Below are 18,127 nucleotides of genomic sequence, written 5' to 3'. Positions count from 1 at the left end.
TTATTCCACCCCGATCTCAATAAGCACACCTAACCCCTGGACTCGGTAACAAACGACATCAATGCCGAGTTCGGCGATCAATTCCGACTCGTTGAAATCTGCCGCAGCGGTGTCGTCGACAAGCACCGTAATTTGTTCAGCCGCCGCACTGTTTCGGGCGCAGGTTGCCACTAAGCTTTTCGACGCTGAAACCGCCGCATTGGTGAGGGTTTCTGTGACCGTGCGGACTTCACTTTCGATCCGCACGACAAGTCCATCATGTGCCTTTTCAATGACAGCGGTCTGAATATCCGCCACCGTTTCCCCCATTACATACGCATCGACCGCCAGGGGTTGGTGTGGATCATGGACGGCAAGCGCAACCAAACCCTTAAGGAGGGATCCGGTACGCAAAATTGTGATCGATGTGTCGAAGGCGTGGCTGGATTTTTCCACGCTTATAAGCTCAGTTTTACTAAGTAGTCCGTTAGGCAACAGGATTACCTCATCGCTGCCTGCGGCCCAGACAGCTGCAGCAATGGTGGTGACAATATCACTGGTATCGGTTTCCCGCTCCACCACCATCGCACCTGCTTCTTCGTAGAGATCAGCAAGGGCACCGGCTGGTGCCACCGCGATTACATGCCGCTTAACGTCGTAGGAGGCAGATTGCTGTTTAGGGGTTGGCAGTACCTCAAAATGCAAATTCGATACTCTACCAAGCTGATACGCCAATTCGACAATCGCCGCCGCGCTCGTGGTGTGGATATGAACCGTGCCAGAGGTTTCGGAAATCGGTGCAATTATCAGACTGTCACCGGAATCTTTCAATGCATGACGAATTTCCTCAAGATTGGCATTCTCAATGAAAAACATCACTTCCATGTATTGCCCGGCGCGATAATCTGCGGTTTGCTGAGGGTGTTCTTGAGAGCGCTGTGGTTTTGAATCTTTTGCTTCGGTGCGTTGTGCTGCCTGTTTGGCGGTTTGGACGTGTGTAGCGGGGTTTTTGGTTGTTGGGTTGCCGGGCTGGGGTTTTCGTTCCTTGTTGGTGTTGTCGTGGTAGGGCGAGTTGGTGGATTTTGTTGGCAGGTTGTCGTCGGTGGTCGTGGTTTTTTCTGGTGTTCTGGTCGCAGGTGGTGTTGTAGTCGTGTGGGTGGGTGCAACTGTGACTACCTGCGGTGTGTTGTTGGAGTTGTTGGTCAGTAATGTTGCTAGTTCTCCAGGTTGACCGAATTCGCGGTGGCGTGGTGTGCTGCGTGTGTGGTGCCCTACTACCCCGACAATCCGGGCGTTAGTTAATTGGCCCAGCATGTAAATGCTGCTTGGGTGGTGAGAGTTTATTGATTGTGGGGTGTGGGTGGGTTCTGGTGTTGGTGGTTTGGTTGCGGTGGGATGGTTTTTTCGGGCGGTTGTGGTTTCGGTGTGTGGGGTGTGGGTGGTGGTTAGTTCCGCTCGTAGTGATTCCAGTAGTACGACGAGCCCTTTTCCTCCAGCGTCGACTACACCTGCTTCGCGCAGGGCAGGTAGTTGGGAGGGGGTTTTGGCAAGTGCGGTTTGTGCGGCGGCGGTTGCTTGGGTTACGACGTCGCTTAGCCGTGGGCTGGTGGATTGTTGTGCTGCGATGGCGGCGGCACGCAGTACGGTGATGACGGTTCCTTCAACTGGCTCGGTTATGGCCTTGCGAACGAATGAATTGGCGGTGTCTAATGCTTTGATCACGCAGGCCCCGTCGATGCGTCCGTGGGTGACGGCTTGTGCTAGTCCGCGTAGGACTTGGCTGAGTACTACCCCGGAGTTGCCGCGTGCGCCTTTGACTGAGCCAACGGCTAGCGCGGAGGCGACTGCGGTGACGTCGGCAAGCGATGTGTCATCGAGTTTTTCTACTTCGGCCAGTGCGGTCTCCATGGTGTGGGCCATGTTGGAGCCAGTGTCGGCGTCGGGTACGGGGAAAACGTTGAGTTTATTGATCTCAGATCGGCGGGCAACCAATTCGGATACGGCCCGTTTGGCCCAGCGGTGTAGTCCGGGGCCGTCTAGATACTCAACGTTTGCCATAGAAAGTTATTTTACAGTTGCCACTGAACTGGTGAGGCCCCCATTTCGGTGAGGTATTGGTTGGTGTTACTAAATGGTTTGGAGCCGAAGAAGCCCCGGCTTGCTGAAAGCGGTGAGGGGTGTGGAGATTGTATTATCCGCACGCGTGATGAGGCCGCCAGGGCTGGTGCCAGGCTCTGGGCGTCTTTGCCCCATAGGATGGCAACTAGTGGTGTGTTGCGTGATACTAGTCCGTCAATCACGGTGTCTGTTATTTTTTCCCAGCCTTTATTGCGGTGACTGCCTGCTTGTTTAGCGCCGCCGCGTACTGATAGGACGCGGTTTAAGAGCATGACACCTTGGTTGCTCCAGCCGCTTAAGTCACCGTTGTTTGGGCGGGGCACCCCTAGGTCGGATTCTAATTCTTTGAAGATATTGATGAGGCTTTTGGCCAGGGGGCGTACGTCTGGTTTGAGTGAAAATGACAATCCCATGGCGTGTCCCGGTGTTGGGTAGGGGTCTTGTCCGACGATAAGAACCTTGACTTCTTCGAATGGTTGGCGGAATGCGCGCCACCGATCGGCTTCGGGTGGGAATACGTCGATTCCGGCGCTGGCTTCAGCGGCGAGGAACTCCCCTATCTTGTTGATATCGTCGGCAACAGGTTCGAGGATTTTCTGCCAGCTGGGATGGATTTCAAGTGTTTCGAAGTATTTGCCAGCGGCGGCGTGCAGCATCACTGGTGATAGGCTAGCTGCTTCCTGTGGCGATAAGTGGGTATCGGTTTCGCCAAATGGAACGTTATTGGTTGGAATAGATGCGTTTGTGTTCATTAAAAACTTCCCCAACCGCTGGTGTACAGCGGTGTTTTATTGTCGACGGTTGTTTCTCCCATTGAATTATGACGTACTACGGTCCCAATTTCTCGAAAACCGGTGGGCGCTGGCCCAAAAGTTGTGCCGATGAGTGTGTGGTCCTCCCCACCGGCCAAAACAAATTGCCATGGGTCGATGTCGAGTAATTCGGCAGCCTCAATAATCAAGGGGTTAGGTGTAATGGCTGTTGAGTGTAGGTTGATTGTGACACCGGATTTTTTTGCCATGGTGTGGACGTCGTGAATGAGTCCATCAGAATTGTCGGTCATTGCGGTTACTCCTGCTGAGCGCGCTACGAAGCCGCGGCCTGGTGGAACGGTGGCCGCGCAGTGGGCTTGGATGAGCGAGTCGAATTTTGCTGGCACGCCACTGCGACCGAAGCGATTTAATAAGGCGTAGCCTGCTGCTGATTCCCCAATGTCGCCGGTGGCAACCACTGCTTGGCCGGGTCGTGCGTGATCGAGCCGAAGCGCCGGAAGTGATCCACCTAGTTGGCCGATTCCGGTGATGGAGATAACGATGCTGTCGCCGTCGGTGACGTCGCCGCCTACGAGTTCACCACCGTAATCATCCATGCGTTCTGCGATTCCGCGGGCTAGTTCGCTGACGAAATCGAGTCGGGTGTAGCTGGGGATGGAAAGGGCAAGCAGGACTGCGACGGGTCTGGCGCCCATTGCTTCCACATCGGCGAAGTTTTGGGTTATCGCTTTCCTGCCGATCTCTGCTGGGCTGGACCAATCGCGCCTGAAGTGGCGTCCTTCGACTAACATGTCGGTGGATATAACCGGCCGGGAATTGGGTGCTAGGTAGTCTAGTACAGCGGCGTCGTCACCGTTTCGGGTACATGGCGCTTGCTTGATGATGGCTTCTATGACGGCCTGCTCGCCGACTTCCGCGCAGGTGGGTTTTTTGGTTTTAACGATGCGCACCACTAATTTGATTACTTTCTTAAGATGGGTTCTTCCATCCCTCATTATTACTGATAGGTCGACTTAGTTCCCAGCAGACGATGGAGTGTTTTCTTTTCGCTGCGGTTTGTGGAGTGGTTACCGATTACACTCATACTCTATGAGCACTGAGGATTCTTCGTTTAACAAAACCCCCATCATTATTGCCCTCATTCTCGGGCTGTTATTGGTGGTTGGTGTATTAGTTGGCGCCAAGGTGGTTTTCGATAAGGCGGCATTGCAGCCGGTAGCGATGGCTACGTTGGATACACCGGAGGCAGCATCCGAAGAATGCGCTCAGTTTGTAGCGGCGCTTCCAGATACAGTTGTCGGCCATCGTCGGGTTGGTATTGCGCCTCCGGTTCCTCCTGGGGCGGCGGCTTGGAAGTCGTCGTCTGTGGAGCAGGTTACGGTGCGGTGTGGGGTGCAGTTGCCGTTCCAGTACACCGCGTTATCTACGCTTGACGACGTCGCAGGCACGTCATGGCTCACCGTTGTTGACGCCACCCCAGGTTCGTCGATGCGCACGATGTATGCGGTTAATCGGAATAAGGTTATCGCGGTCACCACCGATGCTCAGGGGTTGGGATCGTATTCTCCTGCTGATATAGCCGCCGACTTGGCACCAGCTATTGAGATATTAGCGACCTCCTCACCGTCGCCGCATCCGATTCCGCTTTCGTCACTTGATAGTGATCCGGCAGCTGCACAACAGTGCGCTGATCTTTTTTCTGATCTTCCGGAGTCGATTGGCACTGAAACCCGTTATACTCGCGTGACGGATATTTCACTACCCGATCACATGGCAGCGTGGCGGGCGCGCGATCATGAACCCATCGTTTTGCGCTGTGGGGTTGGTTTTCCCGAAAACTATGCGGCGGGCGCGCGCCTGCACCAAGTCAATGAACTCGCATGGTTTGAAGATACGGTACTTGGCAATGGCACCACTGCTGCCACCTGGTATCCGGTGGGGCGAGACATTAACATCGCGGTTTCCATGCCTCAAGCCATCGGCAATCCTGCTTTAGTGAGTTTGGGTGAAGTGATAGTCACACACACCCGGGAAAGTCAGCAATAGCCGGGTTGGGGTTCAGCTCACCGCTGCCTGTACCTGATGGGTTTACGCCTGGATGCCGGGTTGGAAGTAAGCGACCTGGATTTCGCATACTTTCAGTACTACGGCTCACACACTCCTGTCGCTGCGCTTGTCGACGTTTTCCGACGTCGACAAGCTACCCGCTAGTGTTCGCCTAACGTTAGTGCACGCTGGATCAAGGTATCTAGGAGCTCCTCGTAACTTATTCCGGTTGCGGCAAAAACCTGCGGGTACATCGAGATTGGAGTAAAACCAGGCATGGTGTTTATTTCATTTAAGACTGGGCCTGCCGCAGTGACGAAGAAATCCACCCGGGCCAAACTTACACAGTTAAGCGCCTTGAATGCCTCCAATGCCAACGATTGGATAAGGGTGGTTGTCGCTTCATCAAGAGGCGCCGGAATGAGGGCTGTAACAACATCGTCCAGGTATTTAGTGTCAAAACCGTAAAAACCTTCATCACCGGAATTGGTATCAACCAATTGGGCGGGAACAGAGGTAACCAGCGTTCCATCAGAACGTTCCAAAACACCACATTCAACTTCGGAGCCAACGATTTCTGATTCGACGATGACCTTCGTGTCGTACCTGCGGGCTTCTGTGACTGCGGCATCGAAATCTTCCCAATTGGTTACTCGGGAAATTCCGATGGAAGAACCACCCCGGGCCGGTTTAACAAATACTGGCAAACCCAGCATGTTCCTATCCGCTTGGGTTAATTGCTCCTCACCGCGCAAGATCACTTCTTTTCCAACCGGCAACCCTTCAGCCGCCAATAGTTTCTTCGTATATTCCTTGTCCATGCCACAGGCTGAAGAAAGTACCCCGGATCCGACATAGGGAATGCCTGAAAGTTCAAGCATGCCTTGGATTGTTCCGTCTTCGCCGTAAAGGCCGTGCAGAACAGGGAAAATCACGTCAACTTCCGCATAGATGGTGCCGTCGATATAGCGGAACTGGCCTTTGGTTTTGGGCTCGATCGATAGAAATACTTCTTGTTTTAATTCCACCTCAGGCATGACCCGGTCTTTGGTTTTGAGCTTTTCTAAGTCTGACTCGCCTACCGTCCAGGTTCCGTCATGGGTGATACCGATGGGAAAAACTTCGTAAACCTCAGGGTCGAGGTGCGCCATGATCGCACCTGCAGATACGCAAGATACCGAGTGTTCGGAGCTGCGACCGCCGTAGATTACGGCTATTTTAATGCGGTTTTTGGTTGGTTGAGAAGAATCAGAAAGTAGGCTCATGCCGATCTACTTTACTATCCAATGTGGTTATTCCGATTTCTTCGTCCGCCCCATCAAAGCAGCTACCATGTCGTCAACGGCAAGCCCCTTGTGACACACCCCATATACCGCCTGTGTAATGGGCATTTCAACACCGAGACTAGTAGCTAATTCAAAGATTGAGGCAGAAGACGTTACCCCCTCCGCCACCTGTCCGTGGGTAGCTTGCCTGGCTTGGTCAAGGGTGCCGCCTTGGCCGAGCCTATGCCCGAAACTCCGGTTACGTGACAACGGCGACGAACAAGTCGCCACCAAATCCCCAAGGCCTGCGAGTCCTGCAAAGGTACGGGGGTCAGCGCCCATAGCGACTCCGAGTCGGGTGATTTCCGCCAACCCCCGAGTGATAACGGATGCCAAGGTGTTCTCCCCCAGCCCTCGACCAGAGGCCATGCCACACGCCAAGGCGATGACGTTTTTGCATGCGCCACCAATCTCACAACCTACGACATCGGTATTGGTATAGGGACGAAAGTATGGCGCACCCACAGCTTGCTGCACCAACTGTGCGCGTTTTTCATCGGGACAGGCTATGACGGTGGCTGCTGGTTGTTGCTCGGCTATTTCGCGGGCAAGGTTTGGGCCAGACAAAACCGCAATCCGATCTTTTTCAATTCCCGCTACCTCTCCAATCAACTCACTCATCCGCAAATAAGTACCCTTTTCTATACCTTTGGCTAGGCTGACAACCGTTGCGGTGTGTGGGATAGATGTAGCCCACAAGGTGAGGTTGTTTCTTAAAGTCTGGCTAGGCACAGCAAGCACCACAATATCGGCGCCTTGAAGCGCTTGCTGATAGTCGGCTGTTGCAGTGAGGTTAGCAGGCAGTGCGATATCAGTGAGGTAGTCAGGGTTGCGGTGATTGCGGTTAATTAAGTCAGCTACCTCTTCACGCCGGGCCCACAAGACGACGTTACTTCCGGCATCGGCAAATACTTTGGCCAGTGTTGTTCCCCATGAACCAGCTCCCATTACCGCTACTGTTGCCATGTTTTCCTCCGCACCAATCAAGTGTGTAACTGTTTGTATCCGGGTTACCGTCGAGTATTCCGTCTTACCTTACCTAAGGATACTTCTCGGTTTTTAAGATTCATCTTTGTTACCTGCAAATGATCTTAATATGCGGTGTTCTAGCAGGAACCTCTAGTGTTATCTTTTGATAAGCACTTTCGCAAAAGAGGACAATCACACCACCATGACTGATGTAACAAAACAACCACCCACCCCCCAATCACTTCCAGCAACACCACAAACAGGCGAATTTCTAAGCGGAAGGTTTCAGGAAATTCCAGCCGACGTTTCCGTCGGTATCCACCACCCGGTGTTTGCCGCTGGTGCAGTACTGTGGCGCCACAATGACGCGGATGAAATAGAGTTTGCGTGCATTCATCGGCCGTTTTACGACGACTGGTCATTGGCGAAAGGCAAAGTCGATCCGGGTGAATCCTTGCCAGTGGCTGCGGTTCGAGAGATCACTGAGGAAACCGGATACCACATCCAATTGGGAAAACTATTAGGTCGAGTCACCTACCCGGTACGAAACAGAACCAAGGTAGTGTACTACTGGGTCAGCGAAGTACTCGGTGGTGAATTTCACCCCAACGATGAAGTCGATGAAATTCGGTGGCTGCCGCTTGATACGGCACGGGAATTGCTCACTTATCCAGCCGATAAGCAGGTACTCGATAAAGCTGCGAAACGCTGTATGACACCAACCACCGCACGCATCATACTGGTCCGGCACGCAAAAGCCCACTCCCGCAATATCTGGACCGATGACGACCACCTGCGTCCTCTGACCAAAAAGGGAAAACGCCAGGCACATTTCCTCGCCCCGCTGGTGGCCACGTATCGCCCCGATCGGGTGTTTTCCGCCCCGCCGGTTCGCTGTATTGACACCGCCGCTGCAATCGCAGACCACATCAACCTAACTCCTACTATCGCCCCGGAGGCTGGCGACGATGCATGGATTACCTCGCTTGTACAGTGCCAACAATGGTTTAGCGACATTATTAACTCTGGTGGCACCAGTGTTGTGGTTTCCCAAGGGCTATTAATCCCCGATCTAGTCGCGTGGCTGTCAGCTACTGGTACCTTGCCGATGGATTCATTTCCCGCGAAGAAAGCCAGTGTGTGGGTATTGTCCTTTTCTGATGGGGCGTTAACCGGCGCAGACTACTTCGCCACGCCGCTTCCGATACGGGAATAACACTTACGCAAAACCGCGCAATGTAACCCACACATTTTGTTACCATCTTGGAAATATGCCCCGCCTTACCACCCTTTCTGAGTCAATTGTCCCCTACCCAGAGCCACAATCCGTATTTGTTGGTTCCGAAGAGGACATCGCCCAGGCAGCAAAAATTCTGCTTCCCTTGCTGTCCATCGATCTATCCGCAGTTGACCCGGAGCTATCCGGGACCGTCCATTTGGTGTGCCCCGTTGAGCACAACGGGGCATCCCTCCTCGGCGAGGGTACGGAAAAGTATCACAGTACCTACGCGTGTACGAACTGGATTGGGTTTCGCCTCACCGACGACAACCGATATGAGTTTCTCGGCGACTGGCGCTACTTCCACTCCCTAAATCCGGAATCCCCGATTGCCCGCGATCCGGGTTTCGTGGGGTTCACAAAAGAATCGCAGAAAAGCTACCAAAAGCACAAGCAGTTCTACCACAAACACGGCGTACTGGGCCGCCGTGTTTTCGGCAAACCGTTCGGCCTTAAACATTCCCGTACCAATCCGTTGCCGTTTCTCGACGTTTGGCACGAACCGCCATGTGTGGGGAACTGGCAGTATGCGGGCTCCTTCCCTACAAGCGACATAACCGTAGACACGGAATCAGGTACCGAAACCGCAACGTTCCCAATTACCGACGATGGTCGCCCATTTCGCTTCATCGGCGCAGTCCCCGGCTACAACTATTTTGATTTTGGCCCCGATGCGATCTTGCTATTTTTCGACCCTCAAACCCGCATCGCACTTTTAACCTTCGATTGGACCTAACACTCAGATGCCAGCTGTTTACAATCTCGAATCACACCTGCACCCGTTTCCGAATCCACAGGACGTTTTCGCAGGTTCCGATGCCGACATTGCGTGCGCCGGGCGGGTGCTTCTCCCGCTGATATCAATAGACCTACGTGCTATCGATTCGGAGCTTCCCCAAACCGTGCATCTGCTTAGTCCTGTTGAACCGGAATGGGGCGAATTGGGTGAGTCAACCCAGCAGCACCACACCAAATACGGTTGCCAAAATTGGTTGGGTTTCAAACTTGACAGCGATAATCGCTACGAGTTTTTGGGAGACTGGCGACTATTTGAGGTTTATAGCCCCGACGCGGACATCGCCGAAAACCCCGACTTAGCTGATTTATACGACGATGTCCACGAAAGCTACCGTGCCCGCAAAACCTACTTTGAGTCCTTCGGCACACTCACTTACATAAACACTGTTGCCGAAGCTGCACATGAACAGCATGATCTCAACCCACCCGCATGGCTCGACATGTGGGCGGAGGAACCAGGGGGTGGCAATTGGACCATCAACGAGGAGTTTCCCACCGTAACCATTCCTGCTAATAATCCAGCCGCCGACGAGTGGCCCACCCATACCTATCCAGTTACCGAAGATGGTCGCCGGTTTCGATTCATCGCCGCAGTAGCAGGCAGCAATTATTCCTGCCACGGTGCCGATGCGGTCTTATTATTCTTCGATCCAGAAACATCCATCGCCCTGTTAACCTTCGATTGGATGTAGTTTCGTGCTTTTCGACGCCACAAACGGCCGCCCGAACCTAAACTTCACTGACTAAATGTGTGGAACTAACCCACCCACCTAGATCGCCGAGCATTACGAAGCGTTCCGGTATTTCGCGAATTGCGCGAATGCATAGAGAGTGATCCCGCGGCGATTGGACTATCGTTTCTTCCGTCAGTTCACAATGCGAGGCGTTTTTGTTTGCCGTTCCTGTGGCTCACCGCCGTCGTTTGTTGCGCCTGTTGTGTACGCTGTGTGGATTCCGCTTCTCCAGGGTGAAATATCTGTTATTCCTGTTCGAAGGCTTCGTTGTGAGCGTCCGAGTTTTCACCAAAGACTTCCACGATGCGTGTGGCGAAGTGATGTAATTCCGCAGGATCATGATTGAGATCGCTAAGTGCGGTCAGAATCCTCGCAGCAGATTCCCCATCTTCGGCCTCGATATACTGCTCACAGGCGCTGATCAAGCACTGTTTCTGGGCGTGTGTATCGCCGAAGCTGCGGTGTAGGGCGGCTCGATCCTCATTCGCGACAGCACTAAAGAGGACTGCATCAAGGTACTTAGTAATGATCGCTTCCGCTTCATCCACCAATGCAAGACCGCGGTGATAGTTCTGCTGTGTGAGATGCGGGTCGCGGGCACGAAATTGGGCGAAGTCCTTCAGCTGTTCGTACAAGGAAAGTTCGTCAAGGTTCTTCTCTTCGTCTGTGAGGGCGCTGATGTGGCGTCGAAAAGCTGCGCAGGAATTATCCGCTTCCGCGTACGCTCGGGGGAAGTCTCCAGCATCAGCAAACCACCCCGCAGCAAGCTCGAAAGCTAGCGCTGTAAATCGATCGTTTGTGGTGGTGTGCGCAAGTTCCACCATCTCTGAAGCGGCATCAGGTTCCCCGCGCGCAACAATAGTTGCGCAGTCGAGGAGGAAGGTGTCGCAGCGCCCGGTTAGCGCGGGGCGGTGAGTGTCGATGAGTTTCAGGGCTGCGTCACGGTAATCTGTGAAGCGGCCGATGTTCGCGAAATGCTCAAGGGCTTCGCACACTACTTGGGGAAGGTCCAGCTCACAGCCTATCTGGTATAGTTCGTGTGCTGCGTCCCACGCCGCTTCGTAATCGTCTTCGTCGTATTTTTGTTGGGCGAGTTGGTCCAGCACGTGGATGCGCACGCTTTCGGGTTCTGCGGTGGGCAAAGCTAGTACCGCTGCGGCTTCAGTTTCACCCTCAAAGTATGCAATCGCAGCCCTCCTGCCAGCATCGTCGCCCACGGGTCTGGCGTCTTCGGCCCACAGTGGTGCGCCCGCGCGTAGATCCGCGAGGGTGGGCAATTTTAGCTTTTCGACGCTCACTCCTACTCCTCCTTGAACTATTTACGTTTCGAGGTCGGTGTATGTGCCTTTAAGTGCGGTGTTTGTGGTGATCTGCGAACATCCCTCTACAGTGGCTTTGCCCTCCACCTGGGCACCGATTATCAGGCATTCTCCGCTCATTGTTATCTGCCCACTTAGATGTGCGCCTCGATACATGCGGGTATTCCCACTGACATGACACGACCCGTAGACGAAACTATCGAAGATTAGCGCATTCCCCGATACTTCTGCGTTCTCACCCACCTCAGCCAAGCCGTCGAGGAAAGCTTTCCCTGAAACCTCCGCGTTATCGCACACGATTGCATGCCCTGCGATATGCGCATCTCCACGCACACACGCAGTGTCTCGAACGCGTGCGTCTTCTGTGATGGAGGCGTTTTCTAAGAGCATGGCTTCTCCATCAAGCCGTGCCGTTCCAGTAACTCTCGGCTCCCCCTCTGGGGTGTGGGTGCCGGGCATCCAACCGCCCATAAGACCGCTATCTCGCCACCGGACTCGGTACACCACAGTGCCGTCGTCCAAGGTTTTTGTCGTGTCGGTGAGCTCATACCCAAGCGTTGGGTTTTCGTACTCCGCGATCTGCTGCGCAATATGGGCACGTGCCGCTTCAAGCTGCGCACACATGGGCTGATCCCAGCCATATTTTTTGAGAAGCTCAACAAACTCCGCCACATCAGTACTATGCGTACCTTCAAGGTTCCGGAAAAAGTCAAGGCGAACCTCCGGCTCATCCTTGTGATTGCGGTAGACGTGAACTCTCGTCCACTCAGGGCTTAGCGGTGTAAACGTGATGTAATCGCTTAACTGTTTAATCACCGCGTTTCCCCCAATCACCGACCCCACTCGCGGCTGAGAATACACCTTCGCATCACCTTCGACCACCACTTCGTTGAGCCTGGACGCTAACACCACCGCATTATCACGAACCTTGCTGTCGGCGATCGTCCCATACGATTCCACCCACGCATTTCCGGAAATGTGGCTACTATACACGGAAACATAGCCCATGACCTGTGCATTGCCACTGATGATACTTCCCTCGTCGATTCGCGCATCAATAACCGTGGCGTTGTCACACACCCGTGACCGCAACCCATTGGTGCTCAAGACCTCCGCTTCGCCGGAAACCTGGGCATGACCGGCAACTGTTGCGCCGTCGATAAGCGAATTACCTGAAACGCGCGCACGGTTTTTAATTACGGATTTCCCGCACACTCGTGCGTGCCCCTCTATAAGTGCATGCCCGCTTATTTTCGCCCGCCCAAAGACCTGTGCATTCCCTGTAACCACGGCATGCCCCGTGACCCGCGCCTGGTCAAAAACCTGTGCGTCGGCGAAAACCCACGCGCCCTCCCCAATTCGCGGTTTCCCATTAGCCGTATGCGTGGAACTCACCCACCCACCCAGCTCACCGCACACAATGCTGTGCTCTGGGATGCTACGAGCAGCACGAATACGATACAGTGTCACGTCGTGGGAATTAATGCGGGTTTCCCCAGTGAGTTCAAAGTGCACGGTTTTGCTTCCTACCTGCGTAAATTATCGCGTTAGATTGTAACACCCGTGTTTTTTCGCTGCACGAAATCGCACGACGTAACGATAGATTTTTATACAAAGAAAATACATACGAATATATCGCCAATACACAGCGCTGACATGTCCACAAAAGAAAACGCACACGGTTTCGATTTCGCAATTAACCCGCCACGCAGTAGCATAAAAACCACAAGGTATTGAATTTGCTACATAAGTTGTGCGCAATGCTATATCTTTCAAAGCGACCGCGTCTGCGCATCCTCGGTAGCTGCCACTACCCCTACGGTGCCTCACGGTTGCACCCGCATCGAAATGGAAAACTGCCTGACATCCAGCGCCGTCCCCCATACATCCACAAAGGTGGACGGCGCTTTCCACACCACCTCGCCCCACCATCCACTTCCGTCACACTGGACGGGGGTACCAACCGCCACCGATCAGCTGTGAAGTTTTTGCACTAGTTTTTAAGGTTTTTAAGCGCACACTACACCGCCAACAAGATTCAGCATCTCCTGTTCGCTACACCTGCGCGGCACCAGTTGTTGTCATGACCTACGAATTTTCCCACAAAACCAAAATCAAGACATCAGATCAATTGCCAGCAGTCGCCGCTCGCCAAACCTGTGAAACCTAAAAATCCCGCGCCAACCGCAAGGAAACTTTCAGCCCAATATTTTCTCGTCACAATATGTCGCGGATTACCATAAGCAACGGCAAATAGCCGACCAGCAACTTATACGTTTTTCTGTATTTGGTTAGGAAGAGTCTTTCATACTCATGTTCGCTAAAACCCTGTTAGCAGCCGCAACCGCAACCGCCGTAACTCTCGGCGGTGCCACAATCGCCGCCGCCGAGGATGGCAAATTGGTCATTCATCGAGGTCACGTCGATGTTCTCTACACCGAGCTTGATGGCGACGACCTTAAACTGGGCCTTCAGGAGCGGTTCACCACCGAAAAGGACATCACTCGTGATGCCGAGGACGTAGTTTTTAAGATCACTTCCGATTGGTGGCAAGACCTCACCGGCACGACCGACCAAGATGAAATCTCTGGCCGCGCCGCACTGGCTTCCGAAGTCTGGCATGACGGAAACATCTGGCCGGGTTGGGACAATAATGCACTCAAGGGGAAGGCTGATGAGGTGAGCTACACATTCACCAATATCTCTGGCCCCGGCACGATGTTCGTCTACCAAACCGCCAACAACGGATTAACAGATTACGCCCCGAAGTATTCCGCCGGGAAGATGGCGGCCACCTCCGTTCTTACCGACGGTTCCTTCACCCTGAAATCCGGCGACGTTATGAAAACCGGTGCGGAACATCTTCACATGAACTGGGCTTTCACTTCGCCTGGGACGTATACGGTCACCGCAGTCGCCGAAGCGGGAAACAAGGTGAGCAACCCTGCAACCTACACCTTTGAGGTTGAGGCTGATAACGGTGGTAACGCACAAACCACAGATAAGACTGAAACTAACACCGATGAGAAAACCACAGCCGATAAGCCAAAGGACGACACCAAGAAAGGCTCCGGCAGCAGCAAAATCGGCACCGGTGGCATTGTAGGTATCGTACTTGCAGTCTTGGGTGTGCTCGGCGCAATCATCGCCGCTTTTGCTAACCCCATGATTACTTTTCCCCGCATGTAGCATGACCCCAAAAGCAAACGGTCAGGACACCAGTCTTGACCGTTTTTCCTATTCTTCCCGCAATTTAGAATTGGGTTTGCGCGCAGCGTTTGCTTTTGCGGCAGCGCCTAGCCGTCCATACTTACATTGAGGATGGTGCGCACCGATCCGCTGCAGCTCACATCGATGATGTGGGAATAGTCAAATTCATGCTCGAGATAGGTTAAGGTAATGTCCCCGTACCATTCCCGAATTTCCTCAGGCGCGGTGGGGCGAAGGTGCACTTTCGGTGCCCCAAGTTCTGCTCTCACCCGCTCTTCGGTTACCTCCCAATCAGGCGGATACAGCTCTACGATTGCGGAAATAATGCCTGGTAGGGCTTCGGCGTAGCTGCGTACCGTGTCATTGAACAAGGCAATATCTTCAGGAGCATCCCCTAATTCCCCGACAATGAATTCATAGTCACCCCACACAAGCCGCCGGTCACCCCGTTCATCGGGAGAAATGCTTGCAAGTGCTGCATACGGTTCGGTCATGAAAAACTACTCTACTGCCTACCGATCCCAACTTGCTGCGATTTCGTGTACCCATTGTGCTGCCGATTCACCCAGTTCGTCTGCGTTGATCTGTTCCCACCCGTTTTCTTTGCGCTGCAGGTAGTAGCCGCATCTTCTGCGGATCATACGGATTGTGCCGCGTTCGCTGAAAAGTTCGCGGTAGTCCTCTTTTTCTAGGACGAAAAGTTCTGTCATCTCTCCGCTTACTTCGAGGGATATGTGTGCCTTGATCACGCCGCTGATTCTCCCAGTTCCGCTTAACGTGGCGCGGGCAATGGTGCTCTCTTCTGCCACCGCAATTTCCCCGTTGATGGTGGCTAATGCGGTAATGAAAGGTTCGTGACGCATAGATGTGTCGGGGGTAAGTTCCGCAGGTGTGTGCTCGCCCAGGATGCGACGCCTGGAACCAGCAACAAGTTGACGCATCTCTTCCGCTGTTTCCATATCTGGCATGTGTGCTAAAAGTGTGGTTTCGTCGGCCCCTAAATAGCTGCGATCGGGGTCAAGAATTGCCAGTTCAATCTGGTTTTCTGCGGTGCGAAACATGGTCACGAAATAGGTCGAGCAGAATACTTCACAGTGGTGCGGGGTGAGGATCTGTGCATCAATAACTACTACCCCGTAGGGCAGGTTGGCACGCACGATGCTCTCACCCTCAAGCGTGGCGCCGCGAACCTCCGCGTTGTGAATCTGGCTGGAGTCTTGCACCCAACTATCCCGTACCTTCGCCCTGCCAGTTATTGTGGCGGTGTCGCATAACCAGGAATCGCCCGAAATTTCCGCACGTCCTGTCACTGTGGCGTGGTCGGTCACGGTGGTCTCGTCGCGCAGCTGTGCCCAGCCCGACACTTTCGCGTGTTTTCCCACCTGGCTCGTCCCGGACATGTCGGCAAAGCCGCTGACGGTTGCGTGCCCGCTGACCATCGTGTCCCCGTATACTCGTGCGCACCCTGTGATTGTTGCGTTGTCGGTGACGTTGGCGAAGCCAAATACGCGGGCATATTCTTTCACCCTCGCATCAGCGTCCACCTCCGCCCAGCCGTATACCCGCGCGTGGCCTGCTATCAAGGCGCATCCTGAAATCTGTGCCGCCCCATACACCAACGCATCATCGCAAACTCGCGCGTCACCTGCCACAACAGCATCGTCGGCAACCCAGGCGCGTGGCCCGATCCGCAGTTCGCTTGTCGACGTGTACACGCTGCTCACCCACCCGCCCAGGTCGCCTGCTTTCACGAAGCGTTCGGGTATGTCACGTATCGCCCGGATCCGAAAAACCTTCTCCCCTGTGCACGCTCGTTGGGATTCTTCGGTGAGCTCAAAATGGGCAGCTTCCATTTATAGGTCCCATTCTTTCAGCACGACGGTAATCAACCTCCGCAGGGTTGTGTTCTCCGCGATCGCTAGCTCGCGTAAACCATCAGAATACCTATCCAATAACGTGGGGAATCCTTCCCACAGGTCAGGGTTTTCCTCTTGATACTGTATGGGGTTTTCCGGCAGCAATTCATCCAGGGTGCCTGTTTTTGTTCTCCCGCACGTCCTCGCCATGATGAGGGTAGTTCCGCCTTGTTGGCGGGTGAGAAAAATCTCCGTATTAAACACAGTAGGCCCAAACCGACGATGATCAGTTGTGGAGTTGATACACGCATCGGGGATCTTCCCGACTACTTCGAGGTGAGCCTTTTCGCCCACATAAGAACATCCGGTCAACTCACCACGCCCGAAAACTATCCCGCCATGAACCCGTGAATCACCCGAAACAACTACCTTGTCCAAGACCCTTCCGCACGCATCGACAACAACGTTGTCTCGAATACACGCCTGATCAGCAACGAAAGAATCGCCTGTGATGTAGGCGTTGCCAAGGATCATGGCGTCATCGGCCAACCAAGAATCAGGTCCGATCCGTGGAATCCCTTCGGGTGTGTGGGTGTTAGGCACCCAGCCCCCGAGATCGCCGGCGGATACACACCACACGTCGATATCACGAACCGCGCAAATACGGTACACCGTTGTGCCGTCGTCAAGCGTTTTCGCAATGTCGGTGAGCTCAAAGCACAGCGGTTGCGCAGGTTCTTCAGGAAGATCACGCACTACGCGCCGTTTTGCAATCTTAATATTCTCGCGGAAAGACCTGCCCAAGCCTTGGGAAACGAGGTGCCACTTCAGGTGCCTGACGTCCTGGCTTCGCCCCGCATCAGTCTCGAAAGTTTCAGCCCACACCCCAGCTTTCCCTTTCTGGGTACGAGCAACCGTCACCGCACAATTACGCACCCCCAGTGGTTGGAAAACCTCGCACTGTTCCTCTTTCAGCACTTCTGCGGTTCCCGAAAGAATGGCTCTTTCTGGTAGCGAGGCTGCAACCCGCGCGTTCCCCTCAATGCAGCACCCCGTGAGATCACCACCAGTGACAATGGCGTGTTCGCGGACGGTTGTTTGTCTAAGTTGTGCCGAACCCGAAACTAATGCATCACCGAAGAGAGTTGATCCCAAGAAAAGGGTCGCGTCTTGGTCTACCCTGCTGTTTTCGTGCACCGAGGAATCATAGACGCGAGCATTCCCCGCAATCTGAGCGTTTTCGTATACGTTCGATTCCCCGCCAACCTGTGTTTTTCCGCTCACGTGCGCGTGGTCTGTCACTTCGGTTTTACCGGAAATAGTGGCATCACCGCTAATGCGTGCCTGCCCAGAGATCACAGCGCTATCGTGCACGCGTGCACAGTCTTGCACCACAGCGTCATCGCATACTTGTGCTTTGCCGTGCACCCGCGCTGATCCCGTGACGCGGGCTTGCCCGAAAACAAACGCGTGGTCATACACCAACGCGTTCCCCGCTACGTATGCATCACCAGCAATGATGGCGTCATCGGCAACCCAGGCGTGCGGCCCGATCCGTAGCTCGCTTGTCGACGTGTACACACTGCTCACCCACCCGCCCAGGTCGCCTGCTTTCACGAAGCGTTCGGGTATGTCACGTATCGCTCGGATCCGGAAAACCTTCTCCCCTGTGAAAGCTAGTTTCGATTCCTCCGTCAATTCGAAATGGCACTCAGTCATCT

16 protein-coding genes are annotated in these 18,127 nt (G+C 54.0%); 6 read left to right on the top strand and 10 right to left on the bottom strand.

The window, feature by feature from the left end; translation table 11 throughout:
* The 3 genes from CMUST_RS07140 to CMUST_RS07130 form a co-directional block, all read right to left on the bottom strand.
* Positions 1-2,037 (bottom strand): DAK2 domain-containing protein, encoded by a 2,037-nt coding sequence (locus CMUST_RS07140; RefSeq protein WP_047261933.1) that lies wholly within the window; start codon positions 2,035-2,037, stop codon positions 1-3.
* Positions 2,038-2,048: 11 nt separating this feature from the next.
* Positions 2,049-2,753 carry a uracil-DNA glycosylase gene (locus tag CMUST_RS07135; RefSeq protein ID WP_047263464.1) on the bottom strand — a complete coding sequence of 235 codons (705 nt, stop codon included), beginning with the start codon at positions 2,751-2,753 and terminating at the stop codon, positions 2,049-2,051.
* 95 nt (positions 2,754-2,848) lie between these two features.
* Entirely contained in the window at positions 2,849-3,823 is a 975-nt protein-coding gene (locus CMUST_RS07130; protein WP_047261932.1) for a thiamine-phosphate kinase, read from the bottom strand.
* Positions 3,824-3,959: 136 nt separating this feature from the next.
* On the opposite strand from CMUST_RS07130, the gene CMUST_RS07125 reads away from it, so the two are divergent.
* Positions 3,960-4,916: a DUF3515 domain-containing protein gene (locus tag CMUST_RS07125; RefSeq protein WP_047261931.1), complete on the top strand. Its 957-nt coding sequence runs from the start codon at positions 3,960-3,962 to the stop codon at positions 4,914-4,916.
* Between the two features lie 36 nt (positions 4,917-4,952).
* Entirely contained in the window at positions 4,953-5,081 is a 129-nt protein-coding gene (locus CMUST_RS17125) for a hypothetical protein (protein WP_269082588.1), read from the top strand.
* On the opposite strand, the gene CMUST_RS07120 is transcribed toward CMUST_RS17125, so the two are convergent.
* On the bottom strand, positions 5,078-6,181 hold the full coding sequence (locus tag CMUST_RS07120) for a D-alanine--D-alanine ligase family protein (protein WP_047261930.1): 1,104 nt from the start codon (positions 6,179-6,181) through the stop codon (positions 5,078-5,080). The two genes, CMUST_RS17125 and CMUST_RS07120, sit on opposite strands and share 4 nt — an antisense overlap.
* A 27-nt stretch (positions 6,182-6,208) precedes the next feature.
* A complete protein-coding gene (locus CMUST_RS07115) occupies positions 6,209-7,207 on the bottom strand; it encodes an NAD(P)H-dependent glycerol-3-phosphate dehydrogenase (protein ID WP_047261929.1) in 999 nt (332 codons plus the stop codon).
* 205 nt (positions 7,208-7,412) lie between these two features.
* On the opposite strand from CMUST_RS07115, the gene CMUST_RS07110 reads away from it, so the two are divergent.
* The 3 genes from CMUST_RS07110 to CMUST_RS07100 are packed head-to-tail and all read left to right on the top strand — an operon-like array spanning position 7,413 to position 9,979.
* Positions 7,413-8,426: an NUDIX hydrolase gene (locus CMUST_RS07110; RefSeq protein ID WP_047261928.1), complete on the top strand. Its 1,014-nt coding sequence runs from the start codon at positions 7,413-7,415 to the stop codon at positions 8,424-8,426.
* Positions 8,427-8,481: 55 nt separating this feature from the next.
* A complete protein-coding gene (locus tag CMUST_RS07105; protein WP_047261927.1) occupies positions 8,482-9,225 on the top strand; it encodes a hypothetical protein in 744 nt (247 codons plus the stop codon).
* 7 nt (positions 9,226-9,232) lie between these two features.
* Positions 9,233-9,979 (top strand): hypothetical protein, encoded by a 747-nt coding sequence (locus CMUST_RS07100; RefSeq protein ID WP_047261926.1) that lies wholly within the window; start codon positions 9,233-9,235, stop codon positions 9,977-9,979.
* A gap of 287 nt (positions 9,980-10,266) precedes the next feature.
* On the opposite strand, the gene CMUST_RS07095 is transcribed toward CMUST_RS07100, so the two are convergent.
* Both CMUST_RS07095 and CMUST_RS15970 read right to left on the bottom strand, forming a co-directional pair.
* Positions 10,267-11,319: a hypothetical protein gene (locus tag CMUST_RS07095; protein WP_047261925.1), complete on the bottom strand. Its 1,053-nt coding sequence runs from the start codon at positions 11,317-11,319 to the stop codon at positions 10,267-10,269.
* A 21-nt stretch (positions 11,320-11,340) separates the two neighbouring features.
* Positions 11,341-12,855 carry a bactofilin family protein gene (locus tag CMUST_RS15970; RefSeq protein WP_052844585.1) on the bottom strand — a complete coding sequence of 505 codons (1,515 nt, stop codon included), beginning with the start codon at positions 12,853-12,855 and terminating at the stop codon, positions 11,341-11,343.
* Between the two features lie 798 nt (positions 12,856-13,653).
* Here CMUST_RS15970 and CMUST_RS07085 point away from each other — a divergent pair.
* Positions 13,654-14,529, top strand: a complete 876-nt coding sequence (locus CMUST_RS07085; RefSeq protein WP_047261924.1) for a choice-of-anchor M domain-containing protein — start codon at positions 13,654-13,656, stop codon at positions 14,527-14,529.
* A 107-nt stretch (positions 14,530-14,636) separates the two neighbouring features.
* Here CMUST_RS07085 and CMUST_RS07080 read toward each other — a convergent pair whose 3' ends face one another.
* Genes CMUST_RS07080 through CMUST_RS15960 form a run of 3 tightly spaced genes read right to left on the bottom strand, consistent with a single transcriptional unit; the run spans position 14,637 to position 18,125 of the window.
* Complete coding sequence (locus CMUST_RS07080) at positions 14,637-15,044, bottom strand: hypothetical protein (RefSeq protein WP_047261923.1); 408 nt, start codon at positions 15,042-15,044, stop codon at positions 14,637-14,639.
* 18 nt (positions 15,045-15,062) lie between these two features.
* Positions 15,063-16,403, bottom strand: a complete 1,341-nt coding sequence (locus CMUST_RS15965) for a hypothetical protein (RefSeq protein WP_052844584.1) — start codon at positions 16,401-16,403, stop codon at positions 15,063-15,065.
* Positions 16,404-18,125 (bottom strand): LbetaH domain-containing protein, encoded by a 1,722-nt coding sequence (locus CMUST_RS15960; RefSeq protein WP_052844583.1) that lies wholly within the window; start codon positions 18,123-18,125, stop codon positions 16,404-16,406. It abuts the gene before it with no gap.
* Positions 18,126-18,127 lie beyond the last annotated feature (2 nt).

Source organism: Corynebacterium mustelae (assembly GCF_001020985.1).
Taxonomy (GTDB): Bacteria; Actinomycetota; Actinomycetes; order Mycobacteriales; family Mycobacteriaceae; genus Corynebacterium; species Corynebacterium mustelae.
This window is presented reverse-complemented; position numbering and strand designations above follow the sequence as displayed.

What these genes read in the sequence shown, in the direction of transcription:
- CMUST_RS07080 (WP_047261923.1), bottom strand. Translation starts at nt 15,044, where the DNA reads ATGACCGAACCGTATGCAGCACTTGCAAGCATTTCTCCCGATGAACGG.
- CMUST_RS17125 (WP_269082588.1), top strand. Translation starts at nt 4,953, where the DNA reads ATGGGTTTACGCCTGGATGCCGGGTTGGAAGTAAGCGACCTGGATTTC.
- CMUST_RS07120 (WP_047261930.1), bottom strand. Translation starts at nt 6,181, where the DNA reads ATGAGCCTACTTTCTGATTCTTCTCAACCAACCAAAAACCGCATTAAA.
- CMUST_RS07115 (WP_047261929.1), bottom strand. Translation starts at nt 7,207, where the DNA reads ATGGCAACAGTAGCGGTAATGGGAGCTGGTTCATGGGGAACAACACTG.
- CMUST_RS15960 (WP_052844583.1), bottom strand. Translation starts at nt 18,125, where the DNA reads ATGACTGAGTGCCATTTCGAATTGACGGAGGAATCGAAACTAGCTTTC.
- CMUST_RS07105 (WP_047261927.1), top strand. Translation starts at nt 8,482, where the DNA reads ATGCCCCGCCTTACCACCCTTTCTGAGTCAATTGTCCCCTACCCAGAG.
- CMUST_RS07135 (WP_047263464.1), bottom strand. Translation starts at nt 2,753, where the DNA reads ATGCTGCACGCCGCCGCTGGCAAATACTTCGAAACACTTGAAATCCAT.
- CMUST_RS07085 (WP_047261924.1), top strand. Translation starts at nt 13,654, where the DNA reads ATGTTCGCTAAAACCCTGTTAGCAGCCGCAACCGCAACCGCCGTAACT.
- CMUST_RS07110 (WP_047261928.1), top strand. Translation starts at nt 7,413, where the DNA reads ATGACTGATGTAACAAAACAACCACCCACCCCCCAATCACTTCCAGCA.
- CMUST_RS07100 (WP_047261926.1), top strand. Translation starts at nt 9,233, where the DNA reads ATGCCAGCTGTTTACAATCTCGAATCACACCTGCACCCGTTTCCGAAT.
- CMUST_RS07125 (WP_047261931.1), top strand. Translation starts at nt 3,960, where the DNA reads ATGAGCACTGAGGATTCTTCGTTTAACAAAACCCCCATCATTATTGCC.
- CMUST_RS07140 (WP_047261933.1), bottom strand. Translation starts at nt 2,037, where the DNA reads ATGGCAAACGTTGAGTATCTAGACGGCCCCGGACTACACCGCTGGGCC.
- CMUST_RS15965 (WP_052844584.1), bottom strand. Translation starts at nt 16,403, where the DNA reads ATGGAAGCTGCCCATTTTGAGCTCACCGAAGAATCCCAACGAGCGTGC.